Genomic DNA, 24,944 nt, shown 5'->3' with positions numbered 1-24,944 from the left:
GTCGCAGGTCAGATCTGCTTGGCAGAGTACCTTCTGCCTCCCGCCCTGCCGCGTCGTGTTCGCCCAGGGCAGCACGCCCCTCGTGGCGGACGGACCGCTCGGGCGCGCGAACGAGCACGAATTCCTTGATCGCCATCCGGGGTCCCCGGGGGTCACTCAGCGTAGACGTGGGAGGCCAGGGTGCCGACGAACGGGAGGTTGCGGTACTTCTCGGCGTAGTCGAGGCCGTAGCCGACGACGAACTCGGTGGGGATCTCGAAGCCGACGTAGCGGACGTCCACCTCGACCTTCGCGGCCTCGGGCTTGCGTAGCATCGTCATGATCTCCACGCTCGCCGGGCCGCGGCTGCGCAGGTTCGCCAGCAGCCAGGAGAGCGTCAGGCCCGAGTCGACGATGTCCTCGACGATCAGCACGTGCCGTCCGGACAGGTCGGTGTCCAGGTCCTTGAGGATGCGGACGACGCCGGAGGACGTGGTGCCCGCCCCGTACGACGACACCGCCATCCAGTCCATCTCGATCGGCAGGCTCAGACGCCGCGCCAGGTCCGCCATCACCATGACCGCACCCTTGAGCACGCCCACCAGGAGCAGGTCGCGGCCGGCGTAGTCGGCGTCCACCTGGGCAGCGATCTCGTCCAGCCGGGCGCCGAGCCGTTCGGCCGGAAGGAGGATCCGCTCGAGGTCGTCACCCATGTCAGCTGCGTCCACCAGTGCTCCCCGGCTCGGTCGTCGGCGCGTGCGGACTCAGCCTGCCATACCGGCGTCCGACCCGAAGTCCGGGCAGGAACGCCGGCCCTTGTCCCGTCCACCGGGTGACCAGGGCGTCCACGGCTGCGACGTGCGCGGCGGACAACGCACCCGCCGGTGCGCCCCACCCGATCAGGGCCGTGCGCAGCGCACGGGTGCGCAGCGCCGCGGGGGCGGCGGCGAGCACCTCCACGTCCAGGTCACCGCCGTCGGGCCCGGACCGCGCACGGGCCAGGAGGTCAGCGGCCATCGGCTCGAGGACCTCGGCGTCCGCGCGCAGCAGGTCGGCCGTGCGGGCGAGCGCCGTGGCCATCCCGGGGCCCAGCGCCTCCTCCACGGCGGGCAGCAGCACGTGGCGCACCGTCGCACGCCGCGCGCCACCCCCGTCGGGATGATTGGTCGGGTCCTGCCACGGCGTGAGGTCCTGCGCGGCGCACGCGTCGCCCAGCACGGCTCGCCGCACCCCGAGCAGGGGCCGTCGCAGCACACCACGCACGGCGGGCATCCCGGCGAGCGACCGCGCCCCCGAGCCACGGGCCAGGCCCAGCAGCACCTGCTCGGCCTGGTCGTCCAGCGTGTGGCCCAGCAGCACCGCTGCCGCACCATGCTCCTCGGCGGCGGCCGTCAGGGCCGCCAGCCGCGCTGAGCGCGCGGAGGCCTCGTCGGGGCGCACCGGGCCCACCCGCCGCACCTGCACGGGGCGCAGCCCGAGGTGCTCGCAGGCCTGTGCGGCCCGCTCGGCCACCGCGGCGCTGTCCTCCTGCAGGCCGTGGTCGACCACCACGGCGCCGGCCCCGATCCCCAGGCGCGGCGCGACGAAGGCGACAGCCGCCGCCAGTGCGAGCGAGTCCGGGCCTCCGGAGCACGCCACCAGCACCAGCTCGACGGGCCCGTCGGACCCGGCCATGAGCGCCTCGAGGTCGACCCGGACGGCGTGGCGCACGGCGGCCACGGCCGGGGCGGGCCCGGTCACGGCCGGGTGCGGCTCAGCCAAGCCGCGGGGTCGGCGATCTCGGCGACGCTGGGCAGCGCCTCGGGAGTGGACCAGGCCACGTCGAGCGCGTCGGGTGCGGCACGCCGCACCTGACGGACGAACGCCGCCCCGTCACGGTACTGCGCGTGCTTGGCCTCCATCCCCATCAGCCGCCGCACCACCTGCTGCCAGCCACCGGACGTGCGTCGGGCGGCCATGGCCGCCCGCAGCCGGCGACGGCTCGGGATCGCGGCGGGGGGCACGGCGTCCATGGCGACGTCGGCATGCCCCTCCAGCAGCGACATCGTGGCGGTGACCCGATCGAGCCGCTCGGCCTGCTCGGCGTCGAGCAAGCCGGACAGCGGGAGGTCGGAGCCGCCGCGCAGCGCCCGGACCACCGACTCCAGCGCCAGCTGCACGTCGCCCCCGGGCCGGGCGAACGACTCCAGCAGGGCGGTGGCCTCGCCGCTGAGGTGGCCGGCCAGCCACGGGGCGGCCTGGAACTGCAGGGCGTGGGTCTGCTCGTGCACACACACCCACAGCGCGAAGTCGTCCTCGTCGACCCCCATGGACCGGCCGACCTCGCCGATCGTCGGTGCCACCAGCAGCAGGCGACCGGTGTACGGGTCGAACTGGCCGAGCACCCGGGTGCCGAGCACCGCGAGTGCGAGCGCGAGCTGCGCGGTGGCCGATCGACCCGCGGGCAGTGCCGACCCCACCATCGTGACCATCGACCGGGCGGCAGCCCTGGCCCAGCCGCTCCGGTCCACCACGAGAACCGGGGCGGGCTCCCGGCGTCCGGCGGCCTCGAGCGGGCCGGCCAGCCGCCCGGCGTGCTCGGCGAGCGGCAGGGCGCGGTCCGCGGCGCGGTGCAGCCGCTCGACCAGGGCCACCGCGGCCGCATGATCGGGGGCGTGACCAGGCCGGATCAGCCGGCCTGCCCAGCGACCGGCTCGTTCCGCGTCGAGCATGGCCCGCACCTCCTCCCGCCCCTCGGCGGCATGCGGGCTCATGCCGCGGCTCCCGTGCACCCGCAGGCGGCGAGCCGCTGCACGAACGCGTCGATGGCGGCCCGCGGCCGCTCCTGGCCGCCCGGCGGGGTCCGGTCGGCCAGGACGGCGAAGGCGAGCAGCCGACCGTCGGCCGTCTGCACGGTCCCGGCCAGCGACGTGACACCCGGCAGGCTGCCCGTCTTCGCGCGGACCAGACCGGCCCCGGGCCCCGCGGTGAACCGGTCGGCCAGAGTGCCCACGAGGCCACCCACGGGCAGGTCGTTGAGCACCGGGAGGAGCTGCGCCGCGCCCGGCTGGGCGGCGTGGCGGACCGCGCCGACGAGGACCGCGGCCGGGATGCGGGACCGCGCCGACAGCCCGCTGCAGTCGTCGAGCAGGGTCCCGGTCACCGACACGCCGTCGACGGCGAGCTGCGCGAGCACCGCGGACGTCGCGCCCTGGAAGGAGCCCGGCAGCCCCCGGTGGACTGCGACGAGCCGACCCAGCACCTCCGCGATCGTGTTGTCCGAGACGTGCAGCGCGTACCGCACGACCTGGCCGACCGGCGCGGACTCGACCCTGGCGAGCTCGGTGGCGTCCGCGGGCGCGGACACGCGCGCGGGGTCGCCGGTGACGGTGATGCCCGCGTCGGTCAGGAGCCTGGCCAGCTCGGCCACGGTGTGCAGCGCAGGGTCGGGGTACCGCGGTGGGTACTCCTCGTCAGGCTTGGTCTTGGCGATGTCGATGGCGACCGGGGTCACCGCCGCCACGTACCCGTGCGCCACGTCGGAGGGGTCCCAGCGCGGGTGGATGGCGGGACCGCTGAACAGCGTGTCGTCGAGGTCGAGGCGGACGTCGGTGACCCCCTCCTGCCGCAGCCGGTCCACCACCGTGTCGGCGAGGTCGGCCAGCCCCGCGTGCCCGACCACGGCGTCCGGCTCGCCGTGGCCCGGCGCGAGCATCATGTCCCCGCCGCCGACCAGGACCAGCCGGCCGGCCTCGGGCTGCACGACGGTGGTGGGCAGGGTGGTGTCCGGACCGAGTGCCGTCATCGCGGCCATCGCGGTCAGGATCTTCGCGGTGGAGGCCGGGGTGCGCCCCACGGAGCCGGTCAGGTCCGCCAGCACGTGCCCGGTCAGCACGTCGGACACCATCACCGAGGTCGCGCTGCCCATCCTGGTGTCGGCCGCCAGCGCCCTCGCCCATGACGTCACGGCGCCCGCGTCCGGCACGGGCGCTCCCGGGTCGAGGTCGCCCACGACCGGCGTGGCCGAGGGCGCGGCGACGGCGCCGGGCGCCGTCGGGAACGGCTCCGCTGCGGCCGGCGGGGGATCCAGGGTGAGCACACCGGGCGCGAGGTCGAGGGCGTCGAGGGTCGCCCACCCCGCCGCCACGCCGACGACGACCACCAGCGTCCCCGCCAGCGTCACGCGTCCCCGCGCCTGCACCTAAGCCTCCTCGCCCCGCCGATGGCGGCGATGTGCCCGTCGGTGCGTCACACTAGGTCACACTCAGCGTCCACCACGTCCCGTCCGAAGGAGAACCGTGGAGTTCGACGTCACGATCGAGATCCCCAAGGGGAATCGCAACAAGTACGAGGTGGACCACGAGACCGGCCGCATCAAGCTGGACCGGATGCTGTTCACGTCCACCCGCTACCCGGACGACTACGGGTTCATCGACGACACGCTGGGCGAGGACGGCGACCCGCTGGACGCGCTGGTGCTGCTCGAGGAGCCGACCTTCCCGGGCTGCCTGATCCGCTGCCGCGCGCTGGGCATGTTCCGCATGCGCGACGAGTCCGGCGGTGACGACAAGGTCCTGTGCGTGCCGGTGGGCGACCAGCGGGCGTCCTGGCGTCAGGACATCGACGACGTCTCGGAGTTCCACCGCCTGGAGATCCAGCACTTCTTCGAGGTCTACAAGGACCTGGAGCCCGGCAAGTCGGTCGAGGGTGCGCACTGGGTGGACCGCGCCGCCGCGGAGCAGGAGATCATGCGCTCCTACCAGCGGGCCAAGGACGCCGGCATGCACGGGGGGCACTGACCCCGGCGAGGTCGCCGTGGCCCGTCGGGCCACGCGCCGCGCGAGCGGCTGCTCGTCCCGCCTCAGGGGCGGCCGGCGTAGGGCATGGCGTTGAACCACCGCATGCTGGTCACCCGGACGGTCAGTCCGGGCCGGGGGGCCTCGACGATCTGGCCGTTGCCGAGGTACATCGCCACGTGGTACACGCTGCCCGCGTCGTGCGGGTCGGTGCCCCAGAACACCAGGTCCCCGGGCCGCATCGCGTCGTAGGAGATCTTCAGCACGTGGCGGTACTGGTCCCGTGACGTGCGGTACAGCGCGACCCCGGCAGCCTGCCACGCACGCATCGTGAGCCCCGAGCAGTCGAACGCGTCGGGGCCGGCCGCGCCGTAGGAGTACGGGACACCGACCTGCGCGAGCGCCCAGGCGACCGCGGCCTGGCCCTGCGCGGCGGTCCCGCGCGCCGTCCCGGTGCCGAGCCCGTACGGGTCGGGCGCGGGCTGGGTGGGTGTCGGCGTGGGCGTCGGCGTGGGGGTGGGTGTCGGCGTGGGGGTCGGCGCCGGAGGTGGCGTGGCCGGAGGGGGAGTCGGCTGCGTCGTGGCCGGGGGTTGCGTGGCGGTCGGCTGGGTCGGCGGTGGGGTGGTGGCCGTCGGCTGGGTCGCCGGCTGCGCCGGCTGGGTGGTGGCCGTCGGCTGGGTCGCCGGCTGCGCCGGCTGGGTGGTGGCGGTCGGCTGGGTCGCCGGCTGCGCCGGCTGGGTGGTGGCGGTCGGCTGGGTCGCCGGCTGCGTCGGCTGGGTCGGCGGCTGCGCCGGCTGGGTCGTGGCGGTCGGCTGGGTCGGCGGCTGCGCCGGTCGCGCCGTCTCCCGCTCGCGGCGGGCGGCGGCTTCCTGGCGCGCCCGACGCTCTGCGTCGAGCTGTGCCTGGCGCGCGCGTTCGACGTCGACCGACACCTGGCGCACGCGGGCGAGCCGGGCGATCAACGTCTCACGCTCGGACCGGACCTGGGTCACCTTCTGCTCGGCGGCGGCCTGGGCGGCCTGCGCCTGGTCGAGGGCCTGCTGGGCATGGGCCGCCGCGTGCTCGGCCTCGGTCGCCGCCCGCGCCGCGTGGTCGCGCAGCGTCGAGGCGAAAAGCTCGGCGGCCTCGAGGCGCTGCGAGGCCCGATCGGCGGCAGCACCGAGCCGGTCGATGGCCTCCGTCCGCGCGACCAGGTCCTCGTACCCGGACGAGCTGAGGAACGCACCGATCTGGTCCATCTCGCCACCGGAGCGGTACGCCTCGAGTGCGAGGGTGGCCAGGTCCTGGCGGGCAGCCTTCGCGTCCTGCTCCGCCCGGCGGGACTTCGCGGCGGCGGCCTTGCTCGCCTTCGTCGCGGCGTCCGCATCCACGACGGCCTGGGTGTAGGCCTCCCCGGCGACCCCGACGGCCTGCCACGCAGTGTCGAGCTCGGACTGCTGGAGAGCGAGCTTCAGCTCGATGTCCGCGACCTTGGCAGCGGCGTCGTCGACCGCGGCGCGCGCCTGCGCCACGTCGTTGTCGTCCACCGGGTCGGCCCAGGAGGCCTGCCCGGTCAGCGCACCGACCCCGAGCGCGAGGGCGAGGGCCATCGCAGCGCGACGCGACACCCGCATCTCGGCGCTCCCCTCGTCGGTCCGAGCAGACGCTACTGGTTCCGATCACAGAAGTGAACACAGATCACACCAGCATCATGCGTTGACAACCGTCGCCACCCACTCGAGCGAGCGACTCCAGGTTCATCGGCAGAGCGGCGCGCCTCCTTGACGTCGCGAGACTCGCATGCCCGCGATCAGGTCGGCGGAGCGCTCACCCACCGGCCGGGCAACCCGCGACACGGATGCACGGGAGCACCAGACGTCCCGCATCGCGAGACGGTGGTACGCCGTCGTGGACACCTCGCCGTAGTCTCACGGCCATGACCCGCCGAATGTGCCGCTGACGCGCACGTTCGGCATGCCCGCACCCTGATGGTGACATCGCGCCTCGGCGCTTACCGGCGGGCCTGAACCCCGACGTGCACACCTGTCCCGACCCCCTTGCGGGCCGGCCAGGGTCAGCACGCTGCCCGTGGTCTCCCGCACCCACCTCACCAGGAGCCACGATGAGCACCCAGAACTGGTCCTTCGAGACCCGGCAGATCCACGCCGGTCAGACCCCCGACCCCGCCACCGGCGCGCGAGCGCTGCCGATCTACCAGACCACGTCGTTCGTCTTCGACTCGGCCGAGCAGGCAGCCGACAGGTTCGCCCTCAAGGAGCTCGGCCCCATCTACACCCGCCTGAACAACCCGACCACCGAGGTCGTGGAGAACCGCATCGCCGACCTCGAGGGCGGCGTGGGCGCGCTGCTGGTCTCCTCCGGCCAGTCCGCGGAGACCCTGGCGATCCTCAACATCGCCGAGGCCGGTGACCACGTCGTGGCCTCCCCGTCGCTGTACGGCGGCACCTACAACCTGCTGCACTACACGCTGCCCAAGCTCGGCGTGGAGACCACGTTCGTCGAGGACCCGCACGACCCGCAGGCCTGGCGCGACGCCGTGCGTCCCACCACCAAGCTCTTCTTCGGCGAGACGATCCCCAACCCCAAGTCGGACGTGCTGGACATCGAGACCGTCGCGACCGTCGCGCACGAGGCCGGCGTGCCGCTGATCGTGGACAACACGGTCGCCACCCCGTACCTGGTCAACCCCCTGCGCTGGGGCGCGGACATCGTGGTGCACTCAGCGACCAAGTACCTGGGCGGCCACGGCACCGCGATCGGCGGCGTGATCGTCGACGGGGGGACGTTCGACTTCGCCCGCTACCCCGATCGCTACCCGAACTACAACACGCCCGACCCGTCCTACAACGGCCTGGTGTTCGCCCGGGACCTGGGCGTCGGGGGCCTGTTCGGCGTCAACCTGGCCTTCATCCTCAAGGCGCGCGTGCAGCTGCTGCGCGACCTGGGTGCCGCGATCAGCCCGTTCAACGCCTTCCTCATCGCGCAAGGCATCGAGACCCTCTCGCTGCGCGTCGAGCGGCACGTCTCCAACGCCCAGAAGGTCGCACAGTGGCTCGAGGCACGCGAGGAGGTGCTCGGCGTCAACTACGCGGGCCTGGAGTCCTCCCCGTGGCACGCCAACCAGCTCAAGTACGCCCCGCGGGGCGCAGGCGCAGTGCTGTCCTTCGAGCTCGCCGGCGGAGCCGAGGCCGGCAAGGCGTTCGTCTCCGCGCTGGAGCTGCACTCCAACGTCGCGAACATCGGCGACGTGCGCTCGCTGGTGATCCACCCGGCGTCCACGACGCACTCGCAGCTCACCCCCGCGGAGCAGGCGCTGTCCGGAGTGACGCCCGGCCTCGTCCGCCTCGCCGTGGGTCTCGAGCACATCGACGACATCCTGGCCGACCTCGAGGCCGGCTTCCGGGCCGCCAAGGAGGCGTGATGTCCCCGTCCTCCCGCCGGAGCCCGGCACCCGGCACCCTGCGGGTCCTGCCGGGCGGCCGTGCGCACCCCGGGCTCTGGCGGGAGGGCGACCCCGTCGGCCGCCGGCAGTTCGTCGACGTCGGCCCCGTGGACCTGGAGACCGGCGGCCACCTACCGGCCGTGCGGGTCGCCTACGAGACCTGGGGCACCCTCGCCGCGGACCGCTCCAACGCGGTCCTGGTCGAGCACGCCCTCACGGGCGACTCGCACGTCGCCGGCCCGGCCCAGGCGGGCCATCCGAGCCCCGGGTGGTGGGACTGGGCGATCGGTCCCGGCCGGGCGATCGACACCGACCGCTGGTTCGTCGTCGCGACGAACGTCCTGGGCGGGTGCCAGGGCTCCACCGGCCCGTCCTCCGCGGCGCCGGACGGCCGGCCGTGGGGGTCGCGCTTCCCGTACGTGACGGTGCGGGACCAGGTCGCGGTCGAGGCCGCCGTGGCCGACGCCCTCGGGATCGACGCGTGGGCCCTGGTGATCGGCGGCTCGATGGGCGGCATGCGTGCCCTGGAGTGGGCGATCTCCCGGCCCGAGCGGGTGCGGGCGGTGGCACCGTTGGCGACGGCGGCGCTGTCCACCGGGGACCAGATCGCCTGGGCGCACGCCCAGCTCGCCGCGATCCGCTCCGACCCGGCCTGGCACGGCGGGGACTACTACGACGTCGCCGACGGGCGCGGCCCGGTCGCCGGCATGGGGGTCGCACGGCAGATCGCGCACGCCACCTACCGCAGCGCCGTCGAGCTCGACACCCGGTTCGGCCGCCGCGCCCAGGACGGCGAGCAGCCGCTGGGCGGCGGGGGCCGGTTCGCCGTGCAGTCCTACCTGGACCACCACGCAGGCAAGCTGGCGCGCAGGTTCGATCCTGGTTCCTACGTGGCGTTGACCGAGGCGATCCTGTCGCACGACGTGGGCCGCGGCCGGGGCGGTGTCACGGCGGCGCTGGGGCGCGTCACGGCGCGGCCCCTGGTGCTCGGGGTGGACTCCGACCGGCTCTACCTGCCTGAGCACTCCGTGGAGATCGCCGCAGCACTGCCCGGCGCCCCCGAGCCCGTGATCGTGAGCTCCGACCACGGCCACGACGGCTTCCTCATCGAGGCCGACCAGGTGGCGCCACACATCCGCGGCCTGCTCGACGAGGTCTGAGCCGACCCGGATCGCGGCCCGCCCCGTGCTGCGTGACCATCGGACCATGCGCCACCTGCCCCGCACCGCCGCAGCAGTCCTCGCCACCGCCGTCCTCGGCGGGATCGGGACGAGGCCACGCTCGGCCTGGTACCTCTCGCTGCGCAAGCCGTCCTGGCAACCGCCGAGCAGTGCGTTCGGACCGGTGTGGACCGCGCTGTACGGGCTCGTGGCGGTCGCGTCAGGGCGGGCTCTGGACCGCATGCCGCCGGAGAGGCGGCAGGGCTACGCCACCGCGCTGGGCGTCAACCTCACGCTGAACGCGGCCTTCAGCTGGTGGTACTTCACCGCCGAGCGCCAGCGCGCAGCCCTCGTGGACGAGGCGCTGCTGGTGGGCTCCACGATCGACCTGCTGCGGCGCACCGCCAGGGTGGACCGGCCCGCGGCCGCCATGCTCGCGCCCTACCTCGCCTGGGACGTCTTCGCGATGGCCCTGACCGTCGCGGTGATCCGCCGCAACCCGCAGCCGCCCGCAGGAGCGAGAGAGTCGGGGATCGGAACGCCCACCACGCGAGGCACCGAGGGCGAATGATGGTCGTGTGACCGCACTTCGCCGGGGCGGCGTCGCTGTCGCCGCCGCGATCCTTCTGGCCGCATGCAGCGGGCCGGACGACGGGGCGGGACCGAGCACTGTTCCCCCGGTCCCCCCGTCCACGACGTCGAGCAGCACCGCGTCGACGTCGACCGCTCCCCCGACGGCGGAGCCCAGCACCCCGACACCGTTCGGCACGCTCGAGCAGCCCGCCGTCTGGCCCGCGGCCGACGACCTGGTGAACAGCCCGGGAACCGCCGCCGCCTCGTTCGTGGAGACCACCCTCGGCGTGCCGGCGCGGCTCGGCGACTTCCGGTCCGGCGACTCGCGCTCGGGGGAGATCGACCTGTTGTTCGCCGGCAACCCGGACACGACGCCCGTCGTCCGCAGCACCCTGCTGCTGCGGATGCTCGGGGCGGGCGACGGCTGGTTCGTCACGGCGGCGGTCAACGAGCACGTGCGGATCGACGCCCCGACGCCGGGCGCCACGGTCGCGGCCGGACCGCTGGAGGTCTCCGGCGCGGGCCGCGGGTTCGAAGGCCTCGTGATCGTCGAGGCGTTCCGGCCCGGCACCGCCGAGCCGCTCGACCGCCAGACCGCCCAGGGCGGCTCCCTCGAGCAGGCCGAGCCGTTCACCGCGACCCTGGACCTGTCGGGCGCGACGCCCGGCGAGACGCTGGCGATCGTGGTGCACGGCGGAACCGGGCACGAGGAGGACCCCGGCGACCTCGCGGCGATCCCGGTGGTCGTGCGGGAGTGAGCCCGGGACGGACCGCGCCACCGACGCGGCACACCTAGATTGATCTCATGCTCGCCGCGCTCGCCGCCAGGATCTGTCCCGACGACCCCGTCTCCGGCCTGGACGTGACCGAGGTCCCTGACGCGGCCGCGCCGGGGAACCGCCCGGACTGGTCGGTCGTCCAGGTGCGCGCCGCCGCCCTGAACCACCACGACCTGTGGTCGCTGCGCGGCGTGGGCCTGTCCGCCGACCAGCTACCCATGGTCCTGGGCACCGATGCTTCCGGAGTGGTCGTGAACGGCCCGGACGACGGCTCACCGGGTGCCGGCAGCGACGTCGTGGTCTACCCGGTGATCGGCGCGACCGGGCACGGCGTCGGCGCGACCGAACGCCGCTCGCTGCTCTCCGAGCGCTACCCGGGGACCCTGGCCGAGCACGTGGCCGTGCCCAGCTGGAACCTGGTGCCCAAGCCTGCGGAGCTCAGCTTCGCGGAGGCAGCCTGCCTGCCCACGGCGTGGCTGACGGCCTACCGGATGCTGTTCACCACGGCTGGCCTGCGCCCCGGTGACCGGGTCCTGGTGCAGGGCGCAGGCGGCGGGGTGTCGTCGGCGGCCATCGCCCTCGGGGCCGCAGCGGGCCTGGAGGTGGTCGCCACCAGCCGGACCGCGGCCAAGCGGGACCACGCCCTGGCCGCCGGTGCGGTCGCGGCCCTCGAACCGGGCGCCCGGAGCCCCGTCCGCGTCGATGCGGTGATCGAGACCGTCGGCGCGGCCACGTGGTCGCACTCCATCCGCTCCCTGCGGCCCGGTGGCACCGTCGTGGTGGCGGGCGCCACGAGCGGCGACCAACCCGGTGCGGAGCTCACCCGGATGTTCTTCACCGAGCTGCGGGTCCTCGGCGCCACGATGGGCAGCCGGGACGACCTCGAGGCGCTGCTCCGCTTCCTGGTGCGGTCCGGGCTGCGGCCCACCGTCGACTCCACGCACCGGCTCGCCGACGCCCGCGCCGCGGTCGCGCGCCTTGCCTCCGGGGAGCACCTCGGCAAGATCGTCGTGCGGCCGTGAAGACACCGCCGGGCGGCGGCTGGGTGCCCGACCTGCTGGGCGCCGGGTTCGAGGCGATGACCCTGCCGCTCGAGCCCGACGACGAGGGCGAGGTCGTCGCGACCCTGGTCCGGTACCAGCCCGAGACGTCCGAGCCCGTCCTACCGGCACGGGTGGTCCTGTACCTGCACGGATGGAACGACTACTTCTTCCAGCGCCCGCTCGCCGAGTACTGGCACCGGCAGCAGGTCGCGTTCTACGCCCTGGACCTGCGCAAGTACGGCCGCAGCCTGCGGCCCCACCAGACCCCGAACTACGTCCATGACCTGGCCACGTACGACGAGGAGATCGACGCCGCGCTGCGCATCGTCCGGGCCCGGCACGGCGGGGTCGCCCGCGTGCTCGTGATGGCGCACTCCACCGGCGGCCTGATCAGCGCGCTGTGGGCACGGCGGCACCCCGGCGACGCGACCGCGCTCGTGCTCAACTCGCCGTGGCTCGAGCTGGCCGGGGCGTCCTTCGCCCGCAGCCTGACCACCCCCGTCGTCGCGACGCTGGCCAGGACCCAGCCCAAGAGCCCCATGCCGAACATCGACCCCGGGCACTACGCGCGCTCGGTGCTCACGCGGCACGGGGGCGAGTGGGAGTACGACGAGGCCTGGCGGCCGCACCCGATGTTCCCGGTGCGGCCCGGCTGGCTGCAGGCGATCCTGCTCGGCCACGCCCAGGTGGCCCGCGGACTCGGACTGACGATCCCGATCCTGGTGGCGACCTCTGGGGCGAGCCTGCTGTCCGCGCGCTGGCGTGACGAGATGCGCACGGCGGACACCGTGCTCGACGTGGAGGTCGTCGCCCGCCGCGCGGTGATGCTGGGCCGGCTAGTCACCGTGGTCCGCGTGCCCGGCGGGCTGCACGACCTGACCTTGTCCGCCGCGCCCGCCCGGGAGCGGTTCTACGCCGAGGTCACGCGCTGGACCGCGACCTACGGCTGGGGCTGAGACACCGCCCCCGCACCGCGCAGCAGCTGGGCCAGGTGCACGCCCCGCACCCCGCCGAGCTGCTCCGCCTGCGTGCGGCAGGAGAACCCGTCGGCCAGCAGCACCGCGCCCTCCGGAGCGTCCCGCAGCGCGGGCAGCAGGGCGTGCTCGGCCACGGCGACGGAGACCTCGTAGTGGCCCTTCTCCATGCCGAAGTTGCCGGCCAGACCGCAGCACCCGGCCACCGTGGTGACCTGGGCGCCGGTCGCGGCGAGCAGCGCCAGGTCGGCCTCGTAGCCCATCACCGAGTGCTGGTGGCAGTGCGGCTGTGCGACCACCTGCAGCCCGTCCAGTCGAGGCGCGGTCCACTCCTCGTCGGCCGTCAGGAGCTCGGACAGCGTCCGGGTCGCCGCCGCCACCGCGGCGGCGCGCGGGTCCTGCGGCACCAGCTCCAGCAGGTCGGAGCGCAGCACCGCGGTGCAGGACGGCTCCACGCCCACGATCGGGACGCCGTTGACCGCGAACGGGCCGAGCACCTCGAGCAGGTGGCTGAGGCGGCGCCGGGCGCCGTCGAGCTGGCCCGTGGAGATCCAGGTCAGGCCGCAGCACGCGTCCTGCTCCGGCACGATGACGCGATACCCCGCGGCCTGCAGCACGTCGACCATCGCCTGCGGGACGTCCGGGTCGAAGCCGTCGGAGAACGAGTCCGCCCACAGCACCACGGGACGGCCGCCGCTCTGCGCGTCACGGTCGGCACGCCAGCGGCGCCGGAACGACGTCGTCGCGAACCGCGGGATCGTGCGGCGCTGGTCCATCCCACCCAGTCGCAGCACTGCGCGCCCCAGCGGTCGCACGCCCAGCAGGAGGTTCGCCAGGGGCGCGAGCCGCAGCCGGTCCACCAGCCTGGTCCAGCGCGGCAGCCAGCCCAGCGCGTAGTGGTTCATCGGCCGGCGCCGCCGGCGGTAGGCGCGGTGCAGCACCTCAGCCTTGTACGCCGCCATGTCCACGCCCGCCGGGCAGTCGGCCGAGCACGCCTTGCAGCTCAGGCACAGGTCCAGCACCTCGCGGACCTCGGGCGCGCGCCAGCCGGTGGTGACCAGCGCCCCGTTCGCCATCTCCTGCAGCACCCGCGCACGGCCACGGGTCGAGTCCTTCTCGTCGCGGGTGGCCAGGTACGACGGGCACATGAAGCCCCCCGTGGCCGACGTGTCCGCCCGGCACTTGCCCACGCCGACGCAGCGGTGCACGGCGGTGGTCAGGTCGCCGTCGTCGTGCGCGAACGCGAACCCGGACCGGCGAGGAAGCGGCGCGGCGTGCGGGCGGCGCAGCTCGCCGTCCACCGGCGCGGGCCGGACCACCACCCCGGGGTTGAGCACGTCGGCCGGGTCGAACAGGTCCTTGACCGCCGCGAACAGGGCGATCGCCTGCTCGGAGTACATCGTGGTCAGCAGCTCGCTGCGGGCCCGGCCGTCGCCGTGCTCGCCGGACAACGAACCGCCGTGCGCGACCACGAGCTCGGCCGACTCCTCCAGGAAAGCCCTGAAGCCGGGGACGTCGTCGGTGGACGTGAGCGGGAGGTCCAGCCGCACGTGCACGCAACCGTCCCCGAAGTGTCCGTACGGCAGACCGTCCACGCCGTGCCGCGCCATCAGGGCCTCGAAGTCGCGCAGGTACTCCCCGAGCCGCTCGGGCGGGACGGCAGCGTCCTCCCACCCTGGCCACGCCTGAGCGCCGGACGCGGTGCGCCCCGCCAGGCCCGCGCCGTCGGCGCGGATCCGCCACATCGCGGACGCCTCCGGGCCCGGCGGCAGCACCCGCACCGCCGTCGTGCGCGCGTCGGCCGCGGCTGCGCGCGCCCGCTCCAGCGCCTCGGCCGGGGTTGCGCCGCCCATCTCGACCATCAGCCAGCCCGCACCCTGGGGCAGCTCGGGGACTGCGCCGTGGTGCCGCCGGACCACCTCGACCAGGCGGGCGTCCAGGCCCTCGACCGCCAACGGCTGGTGAGCGAGCAGCGCAGGCACCGCGTCGGCCGCCGTGGCCATGTCCGGATAGCCGAGCACGACCACCACCGCGGCGTCGGCGACGGGCACCAGGTCGACCGTCGCCCCCAGGACCGTGACCAGCGTGCCCTCGGTGCCCACCAGCATCCGCCCCAGGTGGGTGCCGTGCTCCGGCAGCAGGTGCTCGAGGGAGTAGCCCGAGACCTGCCGCCCGAACCTGCCGAGCTCGGTGCGGATCAGCCCGAGATGGGAGTCCACCAGCCCGGCGAGCCCGAGGACCGGGTCGAGCGCGCCGACGCCGGCACCCGCCGTGAACCGCCGGCCACGGCCGTCGACCACGTCCAGGCTCACGACGTTGTCCGCCGTACGCCCGTAGGCGACCGCGTGCGGACCGCACGCGTTGTTCCCGATCATCCCGCCGAGCGTCGCTCGGTTCTGCGTCGAGGGGTCCGGTCCGAACCGCAGGCCGTGCGGCGCGGCAGCGGCCTGCAGGTCGCTCATCACCACACCGGGCTCCACCGTCGCGGTGCGCGACTCGGCGTCGACCGTCACGGCCCGCAGGTGCACGGAGGTGTCCACCACGATGCCGGGTCCGACCGCGTTGCCGGCCACCGACGTCCCGCCCCCGCGCACGGTCAGCGGCGTGCGCGTCGCGCGGGCGACCTCGTGCACCGCCAGCAGGTCGTCCACGTCCCGCGGCACGACGACCACCTGGGGCACGACCCGGTAGTTCGACGCGTCCGAGGAGTACAGCGCCCGGCGCAGCGTTGACGTGTCGACCTCGCCCCGGACCTCGCGACGCAGCAGGTCCAGGAGCTCCGGCTCCGGGACCGTCGGCGCGTCCAGGGCGGCTGGGTCGGGCGTCGGCACGGTCGAATCCTGCCACGAGGCCTGCGCGACAGCGCCCGGACGTCCGTCCTCAGGACGCCGGGCCAGGGCGGCCGATCAGGCGACGGCGGCGTCCAGCGTGATCGCGACGCCCGTCAACGCCTTGCTCACCGGGCAGGTCTCCTTGGCACCCTGCGCGGCGGCCAGGAAGGCCGCCTCGTCCAGGCCTTCGACCTCGCCGCGCACCGACAGTGCGATCCCGGTGAGGCGGAACCCGCCGTCCGGGTCCGGGCCCAGCGTCACGTCGGCGCTCACCTCGAGGCTGTGCGGCGTCCCACCCGCCTCGCCGATCAGCGCCGAGAGCTGCATCGCATAGCACGAGGTGTGCGCGGCAGCGATGAGCTCCTCCGGGCTCGTGGTGCCGTCGGCGTCCTCGGCGGCACGCTTGGGGAACGACACGTCGAACGTGCCCCGGCCCGAGCTCGTGAGCTCCACCTGGCCGGACCCGGAGTCGAGCGAGCCGTTCCAGGCGGTGCGTGCGGTACGCGTGGGCATGGGTCCTCCTCGGTCGAGATCTGCGAGACCGACGCTAGGGGCCACGTGGCGCCTCGGCATCCCGGGCGACGCTACGGACGTCGGCGGGCCCCGGCGCGCCTCGGATCCCCGGCGTCCGGCCGCAGGTCGATCAGGACGCCGTTGATCCGCGTGCGCGCCAGCCGCTGGATCACCTCAGGTGACAGCTGCTCCGGGAGGTCCACCAGGGAGAACGCGGGCCGGATGGTGATCTGCCCGAAGTCGCCCCGGCTCAGGCCGCCCTCGTTCGCGATCGCCCCGACGATCTGGCGGGGCTCCACCTTCTGGCGCCTGCCTACCGCGATACGGTACGTCGTCCAGCCGGGGGCGCCCCGCCGGGCAGCGGTCCCGCCCCGTCTGCGATCGGCCGTCGCCACGGCCTTGTCCCGCTCGAACTGCTCGCGTTCCAGCTCTGCGCCGGCGTCCAGCAGCAGCGGCGAGCCGCCCTGGGCCAGGACCGCGAGGGCCGCCGCGACGTCGATCTCGGGGACGTCGTGGTGCTCGACGTAGTGGGCGACGATGTCCCGGAACTGGTCGATCTGCGCACCGCTGGTCAACGCCTCGGTGATCGAGTCGTCGAACCGCGCGAGCCGGGTGGCGTTGACGTCCTCGACGCTCGGCAGGTGCATCGGGGTCAGGGGCTGGCGGGTGGCCTTCTCGATCGACGTCAGCAGTCGCCGCTCGCGGGGGGTCACGAAGCTGATCGCCTCGCCTGCGCGTCCGGCCCGGCCGGTGCGGCCCACCCGGTGCACGTAGGACTCGGTGTCGACCGGCAGGTCGTAGTTCACGACGTGGCTGAGTCGGTCCACGTCCAGGCCACGGGCGGCGACGTCGGTGGCGACCAGCACGTCCAGGGCCCCGGACCGGAGCTTGCGGACGATGGTCTCCCGCTGGCTCTGCTGGACGTCGCCGCTGATCGCGGCCGCGGCGTAGCCACGTGCGCGGAGCTTCTCCGCGACCACCTCGGTCTCGTTCTTGGTCCGGGTGAACACGATCATCGCCTCGAAGTTCTCGACCTCGAGGATGCGCGTCAGGGCGTCGAGCTTCTGGCTGTAGGAGACCACCAGGTACCGCTGGGCGACATTCGTCGCGGTCGCGGTGTGCTCGCGGACCGTGACCTCCTGCGGGTCCCGCAGGTATCGCTGCGACAACCGACGGATCGGCGCCGGCATGGTGGCGGAGAACAGCGCGACCTGCTTGTCGCCCGGGGTTGCCGCGAGGATCGTCTCGACGTCCTCGACGAACCCCATCCGGAGCATCTCGTCGGCCTCGTCGAGCACCAGGTACTTCAGCTGGCCGAGGTCCAGGGTGCCCTTGTCCAGGTGGTCCAGGATCCGGCCGGGCGTCCCGACCACGACGTGCACGCCACGGCGCAACGCGGACAGCTGCACGCCGTAGCCCTGGCCGCCGTAGACCGGCAGGACGTGCACGGCGCCGGAGTGCGAGGCGTAGCGCTCGAAGGCCTCGCAGACCTGCAGCGCGAGCTCCCGCGTAGGGGCGAGCACCAGGGCCTGCGGCGCCTTCTGCTTGCGGTCCAGGCGCTCCAGGATCGGCAGTGCGAACGCAGCGGTCTTCCCCGTCCCGGTCTGCGCGGTACCGATCAGGTCGCGTCCGCTCAGCAGGACCGGGATCGTCGCGGCTTGGATCGCCGACGGGCTCTCGTAACCGACGTCGGCGAGCGCTCGGAGGACTGGGCCCGCCAGGCCGAGCTCGGCGAACGTCGGCGCGTCGGACGTCGGGTCTGCAGGCGCGGAAGTCACGGGCCACCGTACCCCGGCGGATCGGGCACGAGCACGGTCTCCTTGATCACCGGCGTGGGGTGGGTGTGGGGACGGCCCGGGCCGCGGAGGGGTGGTCGCGGGCCCGGGCCGTCGGTGCTCTCAGGTCAGCGCGTGTCGCCGCTGCCCCGGGAGACTGCGGCGCGGCCGGCCTCGAGCCGCGCGACCGGGATCCGGAACGGCGAGCAGGACACGTAGTCCAGCCCGGCGCCGTGGAAGAAGTGGATCGAGTCCGGGTCGCCGCCGTGCTCGCCGCACACGCCCAGCTTGATGTCCGGGCGGGTCGCCCGTCCCTTCTCCACCGCCATCTTCACCAGGCCGCCGACACCCTGGGTGTCCAGCGACTCGAACGGCGAGACGTTGAACACGCCCTTCTCGGTGTACTGGTTGAAGAACGCGCCCTCGACGTCGTCGCGCGAGAAGCCCCACGTCGTCTGCGTCAGGTCGTTGGTCCCGAACGAGAAGAACTCCGCCACGTCGGCCATCCGGTCGGCCGTGAACGCCGCCCGCGGCAGCTCGATCATCGCGCCCACCGGGATGTCCAGCTCGACGCCCTGCTCCTGCGCGACCGTCGCCAGGATGACCTCGGCCTCGTCCTTGACCAGGTGCAGCTCCATCACGGACGCCGCCAGCGGGATCATGATCTCCGCCTTGGGGGTGCCCCCCGCCTTGATCCTGGCCGCCTGCGCCTCGGCGATCGCCCGCATCTGCAGGGCGAACAGACCCGGGATCACGATGCCGAGCCGCACACCGCGCAGTCCGAGCATCGGGTTCGCCTCGCGGGTCTTCTCCACGGCGGCGAGCAGGGTCTTGTCGCGCTCGACCTCCTCACCGGTCTCGCCGCGCTCCGCGGCCAGGGCGACCTTGACCGACAGCTCGGTGTAGTCCGGCAGGAACTCGTGCAGCGGCGGGTCGATCAGTCGGATCGTGACCGGCAGGCCGTCCATCTCGGTGAGCAGGCCGACGAAGTCCTCCCGCTGCAGCGGGAGGAGCGCGTCCAGGGCCTTCTGCTGCTCCGCCTCGTCCTTGGCGAGGATGAGGCGCTCGATGAGCACCCGGCGGTCGCCGAGGAACATGTGCTCGGTGCGGCACAGGCCGATGCCCTGCCCGCCCCACGCGCGTGCCCGGTGGGCATCCTCGGGGGTGTCGGCGTTCGCGTGCACCCGCAGGGTCCGCACCGTGTCGGCGTGCGTGATGATCGTGTCGACCGCGACGACCAGCTCGCGGGTCTCCTCGTCGTCCTCCGGCAGCTCGTCGAGCGCGGCCTCGAGACCGTCCTCGAGGTAGCGCACCACGGGAGACGGCACGACGGGGACGGCGCCGAGGAAGATCTCGCCGGTGGAGCCGTCGATCGCGATGGTGTCGCCCTCGCGGACCACCTTGCCCTTGACGGAGAACTCGCGCGCGGTCACGTCGACCTCGAGCGACTCGGCACCCACCACGCACGTCGTACCCATGCCGCGCGCCACCACCGCGGCGTGCGACGTCTTGCCGCCGCGCGAGGTGAGCACGCCGACCGAGGCGATCATGCCGCCCAGGTCGTCCGGGTTGGTCTCCCGGCGCACCAGGATCACGTCCTTGCCCTGGGCCTTCCACTCCATCGCCGTCGCGGAGGAGAACACGGCCTGGCCGACCGCCGCGCCGGGCGAGGCGGCCATGCCCGTGGCGAGCAGCGTGCGCTGTGCGGACGCGTCGAACTGCGGGAACATCAGCTTGCTCAGCTGCTCGCCCGTGACCCGCTCGAGCGCCTCGTCCTTCGTGATGAGGTTCTCCTCGACCAGCTGATGGGCGATCCGGAACGCCGCCGCGGCGGTCCGCTTGCCGACCCGGGTCTGCAGCATCCACAGCTTGCCGCGCTCGACCGTGAACTCGATGTCGCACAGGTCGCGGTAGTGCGTCTCCAACCGCCGCATCACCTGGCGCAGCTCACCGAACGCCTGCGGGTTGAGCTTCTCGAAGTCGGCGAGCGACAGCGTGTTGCGGATGCCGGCGACGACGTCCTCACCCTGCGCGTTGGGCAGGTAGTCACCGTAGTCGCCGGGGACGCCGGTCGAGGGGTCGCGCGTGAAGCACACACCCGTGCCGGAGTCGTCGCCGAGGTTGCCGAACACCATGGCGACCACGTTCACGGCGGTGCCGAGGTCGTCCGAGATGCGCTCGCGGCGCCGGTACAGCCGGGCCCGCTCGGTGTTCCAGGAGTTGAAGACGGCCTCGATGGCGAGGTCGAGCTGCTCGCGCGGGTGCTGCGGGAACTCGCGCCCGGACTGCTCGAGCACGATCTGCTTGAACTCGCCGACCAGCTCGCGCAGGTCGTCGGCCGTCAGGCCGGTGTCGGCGGTGACCCCGCGGGCCTTCTTCGCCGCATCAAGAGCGTCGCTGAACAGCTCGCCGTCGATGCCCAGCACGGTCTTGCCGAACATCTGGATGAGGCGGCGGTAGGAGTCCCAGGCGAACCGCTCGTCGCCGGCGAACTTCGCCAGGCCCTGCACCGAGGCGTCGTTCAGACCGACGTTGAGGACGGTCTCCATCATGCCGGGCATCGAGAACTTCGCCCCGGAGCGCACCGAGACCAGCAGCGGGTCGTGGAAGTCGCCCAGCGAGCGACCGAGCTCGTCCTCGAGCCGGCGAAGCGCCATCGTGACCTCGACCCGGAGCTCCGGCGGCAGCACGCCGGTGCCCATGTAGGTGCGACATGCATCGGTGGTGATCGTGAAACCGGGCGGTACCGGCAAGCCGAGATTGGTCATCTCGGCGAGGTTCGCGCCCTTGCCGCCGAGCAGGTCCTTGAGGTCCTTGTTGCCTTCGCTGAAGTCGTAGACGTACTTGACCACGTTGCGCCTCTCTGCACACGGAGTCCGGCCTCGTCGCCGGCTGTCCCAGGGTGCCCAAGCCCCGCACCAGATCCGGAGGACCTTGGACCCTTCGCCGACACTCTAGACGTGGCCCGGCATGATCAGACTCAGCGCAGCGGGTCGTCGTCGCCCCACAGGGACAACGTCAGCCTGCGGGCCCCGGTGGCCAGGATCTGCTCCGTCCGCTCGTGCAACGACGCGACCGTGTCCGCACCAGCGCGCACGAACCGTCCGGCGAGGGCGTCCAGCTCGCCGTCGCCGACGGCGGCGACCAGCGCGACCATCTCCTCCACCGGCGTCCACTCGGTCCGCCCGGAGTGCGTGGGCATGCCCGCGGTCATGTCGGTGGCCACCACACCAGGCGCCACGTCGAGCACCACGAGGCCGCGTGCGCGGTACTGCGCGTCGAGCTGCGTCGTGAAGCGCGCCAGCGCCCCCTTGCTCACGTGGTACCCGGTGTACACGCCCGAGGCCCGGTACCCGGAGCCCGAGTTCACGTGCACCATCCGGCCACCACCCACGGCGAGCATCCCCGGCAGCAGGGCGTGCGCGAGCAGCATCGGGCCGCGCAGGTTGGCTTCCACCACCCGCCACACGTCCTCGACGTCGTCCTCGGCGAAGGGCAGCTCGTCGTGCTCGACCACCCCCGCGTTCTGCACCAGGAGGTCGACGCTGCCCAGCGCGTCCTCGGCGGCGCGGGCGGCCGAGCGCACCTGCTGCGCGTCCACCAGGTCGACGGGGATGACGTGCACCCGCGACTCGGGCTGCTCGGCAAGGATCTCCTGGGCCGACGTGCGCAGGTGCGCCTCGGTCCGGCCGAGCAGGGCGACCTCGTACCCGCGCGCGGCCAGCCCCCGCGCCACCGCAGCGCCGATGCCGCGCCCGGCTCCTGTGACCACTGCGGTGCGCGCGGTGCGCAGCGGTGCGACGACCATCCTCACAGCCCCTCGGCGACGACGGCGGCGACCTGGAGCCAGGCCTCGCGCGTGCGGCGGTCCAACCGGTCCACCTCGAGCGGGGCACCGCCCACCAGCGACGGGTCGTAGGGCACGTCCAGCACCGCTCGGGTCAACCGGCCGAAGTGGTCGTGCAACCGCCGGGCCAGCACGGGGTCGCGGCGCGGTGCCGGGTCGGACAGCACCGTGACCGCGCGGCTGACCGCGTCCTCATGGCCGGTGGCGCGCAGGGCGTCGATGGCCCAGGCGGCGGACTGTGCTGTGTCCTCGCGCACGGTGGAGATGATGACCACCTGGTCCGCCGCATCGACCGCGGCCTGCCAGTTGGACGCACGCATGTTGTTGCCGGTGTCGACGATCATCACCCGGTAGAAGCGCGCAAGAGTGCGGTGCAGCGCTCGGAACGCGAACCCGTCGATGGAGGCCGCCGAGGCGGCGTCCTCGTCGCTCGCCAGCACGTCGAACCTGCCCGATCCCTGGGAGCGCACGTAGTTGTCGAGGTCGCCGACCCGTGCGGAGCCGGGGTCGGAGAACCGGTCCAGGTCCTGGAGCAGGTTGACCGCGGTGTTGTGGTGCGGGGCCCGGTGGGCCCGCCAGCCCAGCGTCCCGCGGGTCTCGTTGTTGTCCCACGCGAGGGTGTAGCCGCCGCGGTGCCGGCCGAAGGTCGCGGCCAGCAGCATGCTCGCCGTGGTCTTGTGCGCGCCGCCCTTCGGGTTGATCACCACGATGGTGCGCGGCCCGTCCAGACTGCGCTGCACGGAGGCGACCGCCTCGCGGTGACGGCGCTCCGCCGGGCCGGGCCGCAGCGACAGCAGACCCCCGGTCAGGCGATGGAGCGCACCCTGCCACCCCTGCTCGGCCGGCCCGGTCTGCGGCTCGGGGCGCTGGGCGAGCAGGTCGGCCAGCGTGGGCAGCTCCGCCGCGGAACGTTCCTCGGGGAGACGACCGGGGGCGTCCTGGCGCGCCCACGGGACGTCGGGCCCCTCGGCGGACGGCGACTCGGCGGTGGCCGTCTCGGGGTCGGCGGACGTGGCCACGTCGTCGTGGTCGGACGGCTGCGCCGCCGGCCGGTCGGACGGCCCGGCGTCCCCGGAGCCCGAGGCCTCATCGTCCTCGGTGACCTCCTGGTCCGGCTCGGCGAGGTGGACGACCCCCGTCGCCAGGACCGGCGAGGCGGCGTCACCCTCGACCATGGGCCACACGGAGACTCGCGGCGGTGCGTTGCCGCGAGTGCTCCGCCGCGGCGGCGGCCCCGGGCGCGGCACAGACCCGGTCGCCTGGACCCCGACCCCGGCCTGGCCGGCCTCGCCACCACGCGCACTCGCGCCGTCGTCCGGACCCGCGGCGTCGTCGACGGCCGGCTCTGCCGCTGAACCTTCACCCGGGCCCGGCGTGGGAATGGTCTCCTCCATCACGTCCCAGCGCACGTCATCGACCTCGGGCTCGTCGGGAACGTTGACCGGCAGCTCGCCGTGCAGCGCCCAGCGGACGTCGTCCGACCAGGTGGTGCCGCCCATCGTCGCGGACGCGGCCGGGCCGGGCGCGGTCGGGGCGGGTTCCCGCGGTGCCGCAGCCTCCGGCTCGCGGTCCGCCTCCGGCTCGCGGTCCGCCTGCTGCGCGCGCTCGAGCTCGCGCAGCTGCCTGCGCGTCAGCGGACGGTCACCACCGTCCGGCAGGTCGTCCACCCTCGTGCCCTCCTGTGCGCGCCCGTCACGACACACGCGAACCTAGCCCCACCTGGACGACGACGCACGTACCGGTCCGGAACGCTGCCGGGCGCGAGCACGGGGCGCGGCCTGCGCCGCGCCCCGTGCCGCCCTGCCGGGCCGGTCACCGCCGGGTCGGGTGGCCGCCCCGCGGTCGTGGGCCCCGGGCCCGTCCGGAGGATCAGAAGGACAGGGCGTCGTCCGCGACCGCCACCACCGACCAGACCGAGCCGTCGGCGCCGGTCAGCCGGTACGTCGGAGCCACCACGACGGCACCGGAGGGCTGGGCGTAGGTGGACAGCGCCAGCTCGGCCGAGACGATCGAGACCCGCTGGACCGGCCAGCTGAGCGGACTGCCGGGCTCGGGCATGGGCGGGATGGTGGGCGCGGTGGGCCCCATGGGCTCGGGCACCGGCGCGACCGAGGCCTGCGCGTCCGCGGCGAACCGGATGGGCCCACCACCTGCACCGAACCGCGGGTCGCCGAGCCGCTGGACCGCCGCGGCCGGGCTGATGACGGGGTACGAGCCCAGATCCGCCAGTGGAGCGAGCGAGCCGGACAGGGACTGCAGCCCCCCGCCGGTGAAGGTCGCGTTCCACATCAGGTCGGTGCGCGTGCCGCCGACCACACGGTAGGCGGAGACGTACGTCCAGCCACCCTGGTCGGACGCCTCGCCCGGCTCGACGTCCGCAGCGTCGACGCCGAGCGCGGCGAGCAGCTCCATCAGCCGGCTCGTCGCCTGGTCGACGGTGGGCGCAGGGCCGAGATCCGCTTGCGCGCACCCGCCGTCCGGCGGAAGGGGCGTCGCGGCCGAGGCGGTGCCCTCGGCGGTCTTCACGGAGGCGTCGCACCGCCACGGGTCAGCCGCCGGGTCGTAGTAGTTCACGTCACCGAAGCCGCCCGGGTAGATCGACAGGTTCGGCCCGCTGCCGTCCTGGGGCCCCACCGTGAAGCCGCCCGGCCCGGTCTCCTGCACCGCACCGTCCAGCCCGAGGGCGGCCGCGACCCGTGCCACGGTCGCGCGGTCCGCCACCGCACCGACGTCGACCGCCCACACGTGCGCCGTGGTCCCCTGGTCGGACAACCCGCTGGCCGTGAACACCGTGCGGCCGTAGAAGCCGAGCGACGCGTCCCCCATCCCGCGGGTGGCGGCACCACCGCCGGCCGCGAGCTCGGGCGGCTGCGCCTGCACCTCGGCCCCGGGCGACCCGGCGCCGCCGACTGCCTGGTCCGCCGGTCCGGGCGCGACGGCGGGCCCGTCGGCCAGGCTGACCGAGGTCTCGTGGTCACCGCGCAGCGCTCCGATCGCGAAGCCCCCGCCCGAGCCCACCACGAGCGCCGCCGCGGCTGCGGCCGCCACCGGGATCCACCGCCTGCTGCGACGTGCGGCGAGCTGGTCCGAGACCTGCCCCCCCGCGCGACGCGCCGCCACGGCTGCGCGCAGCGCGACCATGTCCGGCTCTGCACCCCGCGCGGGGTCGGCCGCGCGCAGCCGGTCGACGTACTCCTGGTGCGCGTCCTCGGGTTCCACCGGACCGTGCGTGCTCATGGTGACCTCCAGGTGC

19 protein-coding genes are annotated in these 24,944 nt (G+C 74.1%); 7 read left to right on the top strand and 12 right to left on the bottom strand.

The window, feature by feature from the left end; translation table 11 throughout:
• Window positions 1-152: 152 nt before the first annotated feature.
• Genes hpt through dacB form a run of 4 tightly spaced genes read right to left on the bottom strand, consistent with a single transcriptional unit; the run spans window position 153 to window position 4,159 of the window.
• Window positions 153-707, bottom strand: a complete 555-nt coding sequence (gene hpt / locus Q6348_RS05165; protein WP_304600235.1) for a hypoxanthine phosphoribosyltransferase — start codon at window positions 705-707, stop codon at window positions 153-155.
• Window positions 694-1,719, bottom strand: coding sequence for a tRNA lysidine(34) synthetase TilS (gene tilS, locus Q6348_RS05160; RefSeq protein WP_304600234.1), 1,026 nt, complete (start codon window positions 1,717-1,719; stop codon window positions 694-696). Before tilS ends, hpt begins: the two co-directional genes overlap by 14 nt.
• Window positions 1,716-2,732 (bottom strand): zinc-dependent metalloprotease, encoded by a 1,017-nt coding sequence (locus Q6348_RS05155; protein ID WP_304600233.1) that lies wholly within the window; start codon window positions 2,730-2,732, stop codon window positions 1,716-1,718. The genes tilS and Q6348_RS05155 overlap by 4 nt, the downstream gene beginning before the upstream one ends.
• Window positions 2,729-4,159 (bottom strand): D-alanyl-D-alanine carboxypeptidase/D-alanyl-D-alanine endopeptidase, encoded by a 1,431-nt coding sequence (gene dacB, locus Q6348_RS05150; protein WP_304600232.1) that lies wholly within the window; start codon window positions 4,157-4,159, stop codon window positions 2,729-2,731. Before dacB ends, Q6348_RS05155 begins: the two co-directional genes overlap by 4 nt.
• Before the next feature lie 97 nt (window positions 4,160-4,256).
• On the opposite strand from dacB, the gene Q6348_RS05145 reads away from it, so the two are divergent.
• Window positions 4,257-4,757, top strand: a complete 501-nt coding sequence (locus tag Q6348_RS05145) for an inorganic diphosphatase (protein ID WP_304600231.1) — start codon at window positions 4,257-4,259, stop codon at window positions 4,755-4,757.
• 62 nt (window positions 4,758-4,819) lie between these two features.
• Here Q6348_RS05145 and Q6348_RS05140 read toward each other — a convergent pair whose 3' ends face one another.
• Window positions 4,820-6,367, bottom strand: a complete 1,548-nt coding sequence (locus Q6348_RS05140) for a C40 family peptidase (RefSeq protein WP_304600230.1) — start codon at window positions 6,365-6,367, stop codon at window positions 4,820-4,822.
• 488 nt (window positions 6,368-6,855) lie between these two features.
• Between Q6348_RS05140 and Q6348_RS05135 the strand changes: the two genes are divergently transcribed.
• From Q6348_RS05135 to Q6348_RS05110, 6 genes are read left to right on the top strand one after another with little or no spacing between them, the layout of a single operon-like run.
• Window positions 6,856-8,175, top strand: a complete 1,320-nt coding sequence (locus Q6348_RS05135) for a bifunctional o-acetylhomoserine/o-acetylserine sulfhydrylase (protein ID WP_304600229.1) — start codon at window positions 6,856-6,858, stop codon at window positions 8,173-8,175.
• Window positions 8,175-9,356 carry a homoserine O-acetyltransferase MetX gene (metX, locus tag Q6348_RS05130; protein WP_304600228.1) on the top strand — a complete coding sequence of 394 codons (1,182 nt, stop codon included), beginning with the start codon at window positions 8,175-8,177 and terminating at the stop codon, window positions 9,354-9,356. The genes Q6348_RS05135 and metX overlap by 1 nt, the downstream gene beginning before the upstream one ends.
• A 46-nt stretch (window positions 9,357-9,402) precedes the next feature.
• Window positions 9,403-9,927, top strand: coding sequence for a TspO/MBR family protein (locus tag Q6348_RS05125; RefSeq protein WP_304600227.1), 525 nt, complete (start codon window positions 9,403-9,405; stop codon window positions 9,925-9,927).
• 7 nt (window positions 9,928-9,934) lie between these two features.
• Window positions 9,935-10,687 carry a Gmad2 immunoglobulin-like domain-containing protein gene (locus Q6348_RS05120; protein ID WP_304600226.1) on the top strand — a complete coding sequence of 251 codons (753 nt, stop codon included), beginning with the start codon at window positions 9,935-9,937 and terminating at the stop codon, window positions 10,685-10,687.
• A gap of 47 nt (window positions 10,688-10,734) precedes the next feature.
• On the top strand, window positions 10,735-11,730 hold the full coding sequence (locus tag Q6348_RS05115) for a zinc-binding dehydrogenase (RefSeq protein WP_304600225.1): 996 nt from the start codon (window positions 10,735-10,737) through the stop codon (window positions 11,728-11,730).
• Window positions 11,727-12,707 (top strand): alpha/beta hydrolase, encoded by a 981-nt coding sequence (locus Q6348_RS05110; RefSeq protein WP_304600224.1) that lies wholly within the window; start codon window positions 11,727-11,729, stop codon window positions 12,705-12,707. The genes Q6348_RS05115 and Q6348_RS05110 overlap by 4 nt, the downstream gene beginning before the upstream one ends.
• Here Q6348_RS05110 and Q6348_RS05105 read toward each other — a convergent pair.
• The 7 genes from Q6348_RS05105 to Q6348_RS05075 form a co-directional block, all read right to left on the bottom strand.
• A complete protein-coding gene (locus Q6348_RS05105) occupies window positions 12,692-15,556 on the bottom strand; it encodes an FAD-binding and (Fe-S)-binding domain-containing protein (protein ID WP_304600223.1) in 2,865 nt (954 codons plus the stop codon). The two genes, Q6348_RS05110 and Q6348_RS05105, sit on opposite strands and share 16 nt — an antisense overlap.
• Before the next feature lie 75 nt (window positions 15,557-15,631).
• On the bottom strand, window positions 15,632-16,069 hold the full coding sequence (locus Q6348_RS05100) for an OsmC family peroxiredoxin (RefSeq protein WP_304600222.1): 438 nt from the start codon (window positions 16,067-16,069) through the stop codon (window positions 15,632-15,634).
• A 71-nt stretch (window positions 16,070-16,140) separates the two neighbouring features.
• The gene (locus tag Q6348_RS05095) at window positions 16,141-17,847 is read right to left on the bottom strand and encodes a DEAD/DEAH box helicase (protein WP_304600221.1); all 1,707 of its coding nucleotides are present in this window, start codon (window positions 17,845-17,847) and stop codon (window positions 16,141-16,143) included.
• 125 nt (window positions 17,848-17,972) lie between these two features.
• A complete protein-coding gene (ppdK, locus tag Q6348_RS05090; protein ID WP_304600220.1) occupies window positions 17,973-20,696 on the bottom strand; it encodes a pyruvate, phosphate dikinase in 2,724 nt (907 codons plus the stop codon).
• A 128-nt stretch (window positions 20,697-20,824) separates the two neighbouring features.
• Window positions 20,825-21,652 carry an SDR family NAD(P)-dependent oxidoreductase gene (locus Q6348_RS05085; protein WP_304600219.1) on the bottom strand — a complete coding sequence of 276 codons (828 nt, stop codon included), beginning with the start codon at window positions 21,650-21,652 and terminating at the stop codon, window positions 20,825-20,827.
• 2 nt (window positions 21,653-21,654) lie between these two features.
• Window positions 21,655-23,358, bottom strand: a complete 1,704-nt coding sequence (locus Q6348_RS05080; RefSeq protein WP_304600218.1) for a MinD/ParA family ATP-binding protein — start codon at window positions 23,356-23,358, stop codon at window positions 21,655-21,657.
• Window positions 23,359-23,560: 202 nt separating this feature from the next.
• Window positions 23,561-24,928 carry a hypothetical protein gene (locus tag Q6348_RS05075; RefSeq protein ID WP_304600217.1) on the bottom strand — a complete coding sequence of 456 codons (1,368 nt, stop codon included), beginning with the start codon at window positions 24,926-24,928 and terminating at the stop codon, window positions 23,561-23,563.
• Between the last annotated feature and the right edge of the window lie 16 nt (window positions 24,929-24,944).

Source organism: Actinotalea lenta (assembly GCF_030586465.1).
Lineage (GTDB): Bacteria > Actinomycetota > Actinomycetes > Actinomycetales > Cellulomonadaceae > Actinotalea > Actinotalea lenta.
Note: the sequence above shows the minus strand (reverse complement) of the source record. Positions and strands in the feature narration are given on the sequence as shown.

Bases quoted from the DNA above. Each gene is read 5' to 3' on its own strand.
- Q6348_RS05155 (WP_304600233.1), bottom strand. From the start codon at position 2,732: ATGAGCCCGCATGCCGCCGAGGGGCGGGAGGAGGTGCGGGCCATGCTC.
- Q6348_RS05140 (WP_304600230.1), bottom strand. From the start codon at position 6,367: ATGCGGGTGTCGCGTCGCGCTGCGATGGCCCTCGCCCTCGCGCTCGGG.
- Q6348_RS05135 (WP_304600229.1), top strand. From the start codon at position 6,856: ATGAGCACCCAGAACTGGTCCTTCGAGACCCGGCAGATCCACGCCGGT.
- metX (WP_304600228.1), top strand. From the start codon at position 8,175: ATGTCCCCGTCCTCCCGCCGGAGCCCGGCACCCGGCACCCTGCGGGTC.
- Q6348_RS05125 (WP_304600227.1), top strand. From the start codon at position 9,403: ATGCGCCACCTGCCCCGCACCGCCGCAGCAGTCCTCGCCACCGCCGTC.
- Q6348_RS05115 (WP_304600225.1), top strand. From the start codon at position 10,735: ATGCTCGCCGCGCTCGCCGCCAGGATCTGTCCCGACGACCCCGTCTCC.
- Q6348_RS05100 (WP_304600222.1), bottom strand. From the start codon at position 16,069: ATGCCCACGCGTACCGCACGCACCGCCTGGAACGGCTCGCTCGACTCC.
- Q6348_RS05085 (WP_304600219.1), bottom strand. From the start codon at position 21,652: ATGGTCGTCGCACCGCTGCGCACCGCGCGCACCGCAGTGGTCACAGGA.
- Q6348_RS05075 (WP_304600217.1), bottom strand. From the start codon at position 24,928: ATGAGCACGCACGGTCCGGTGGAACCCGAGGACGCGCACCAGGAGTAC.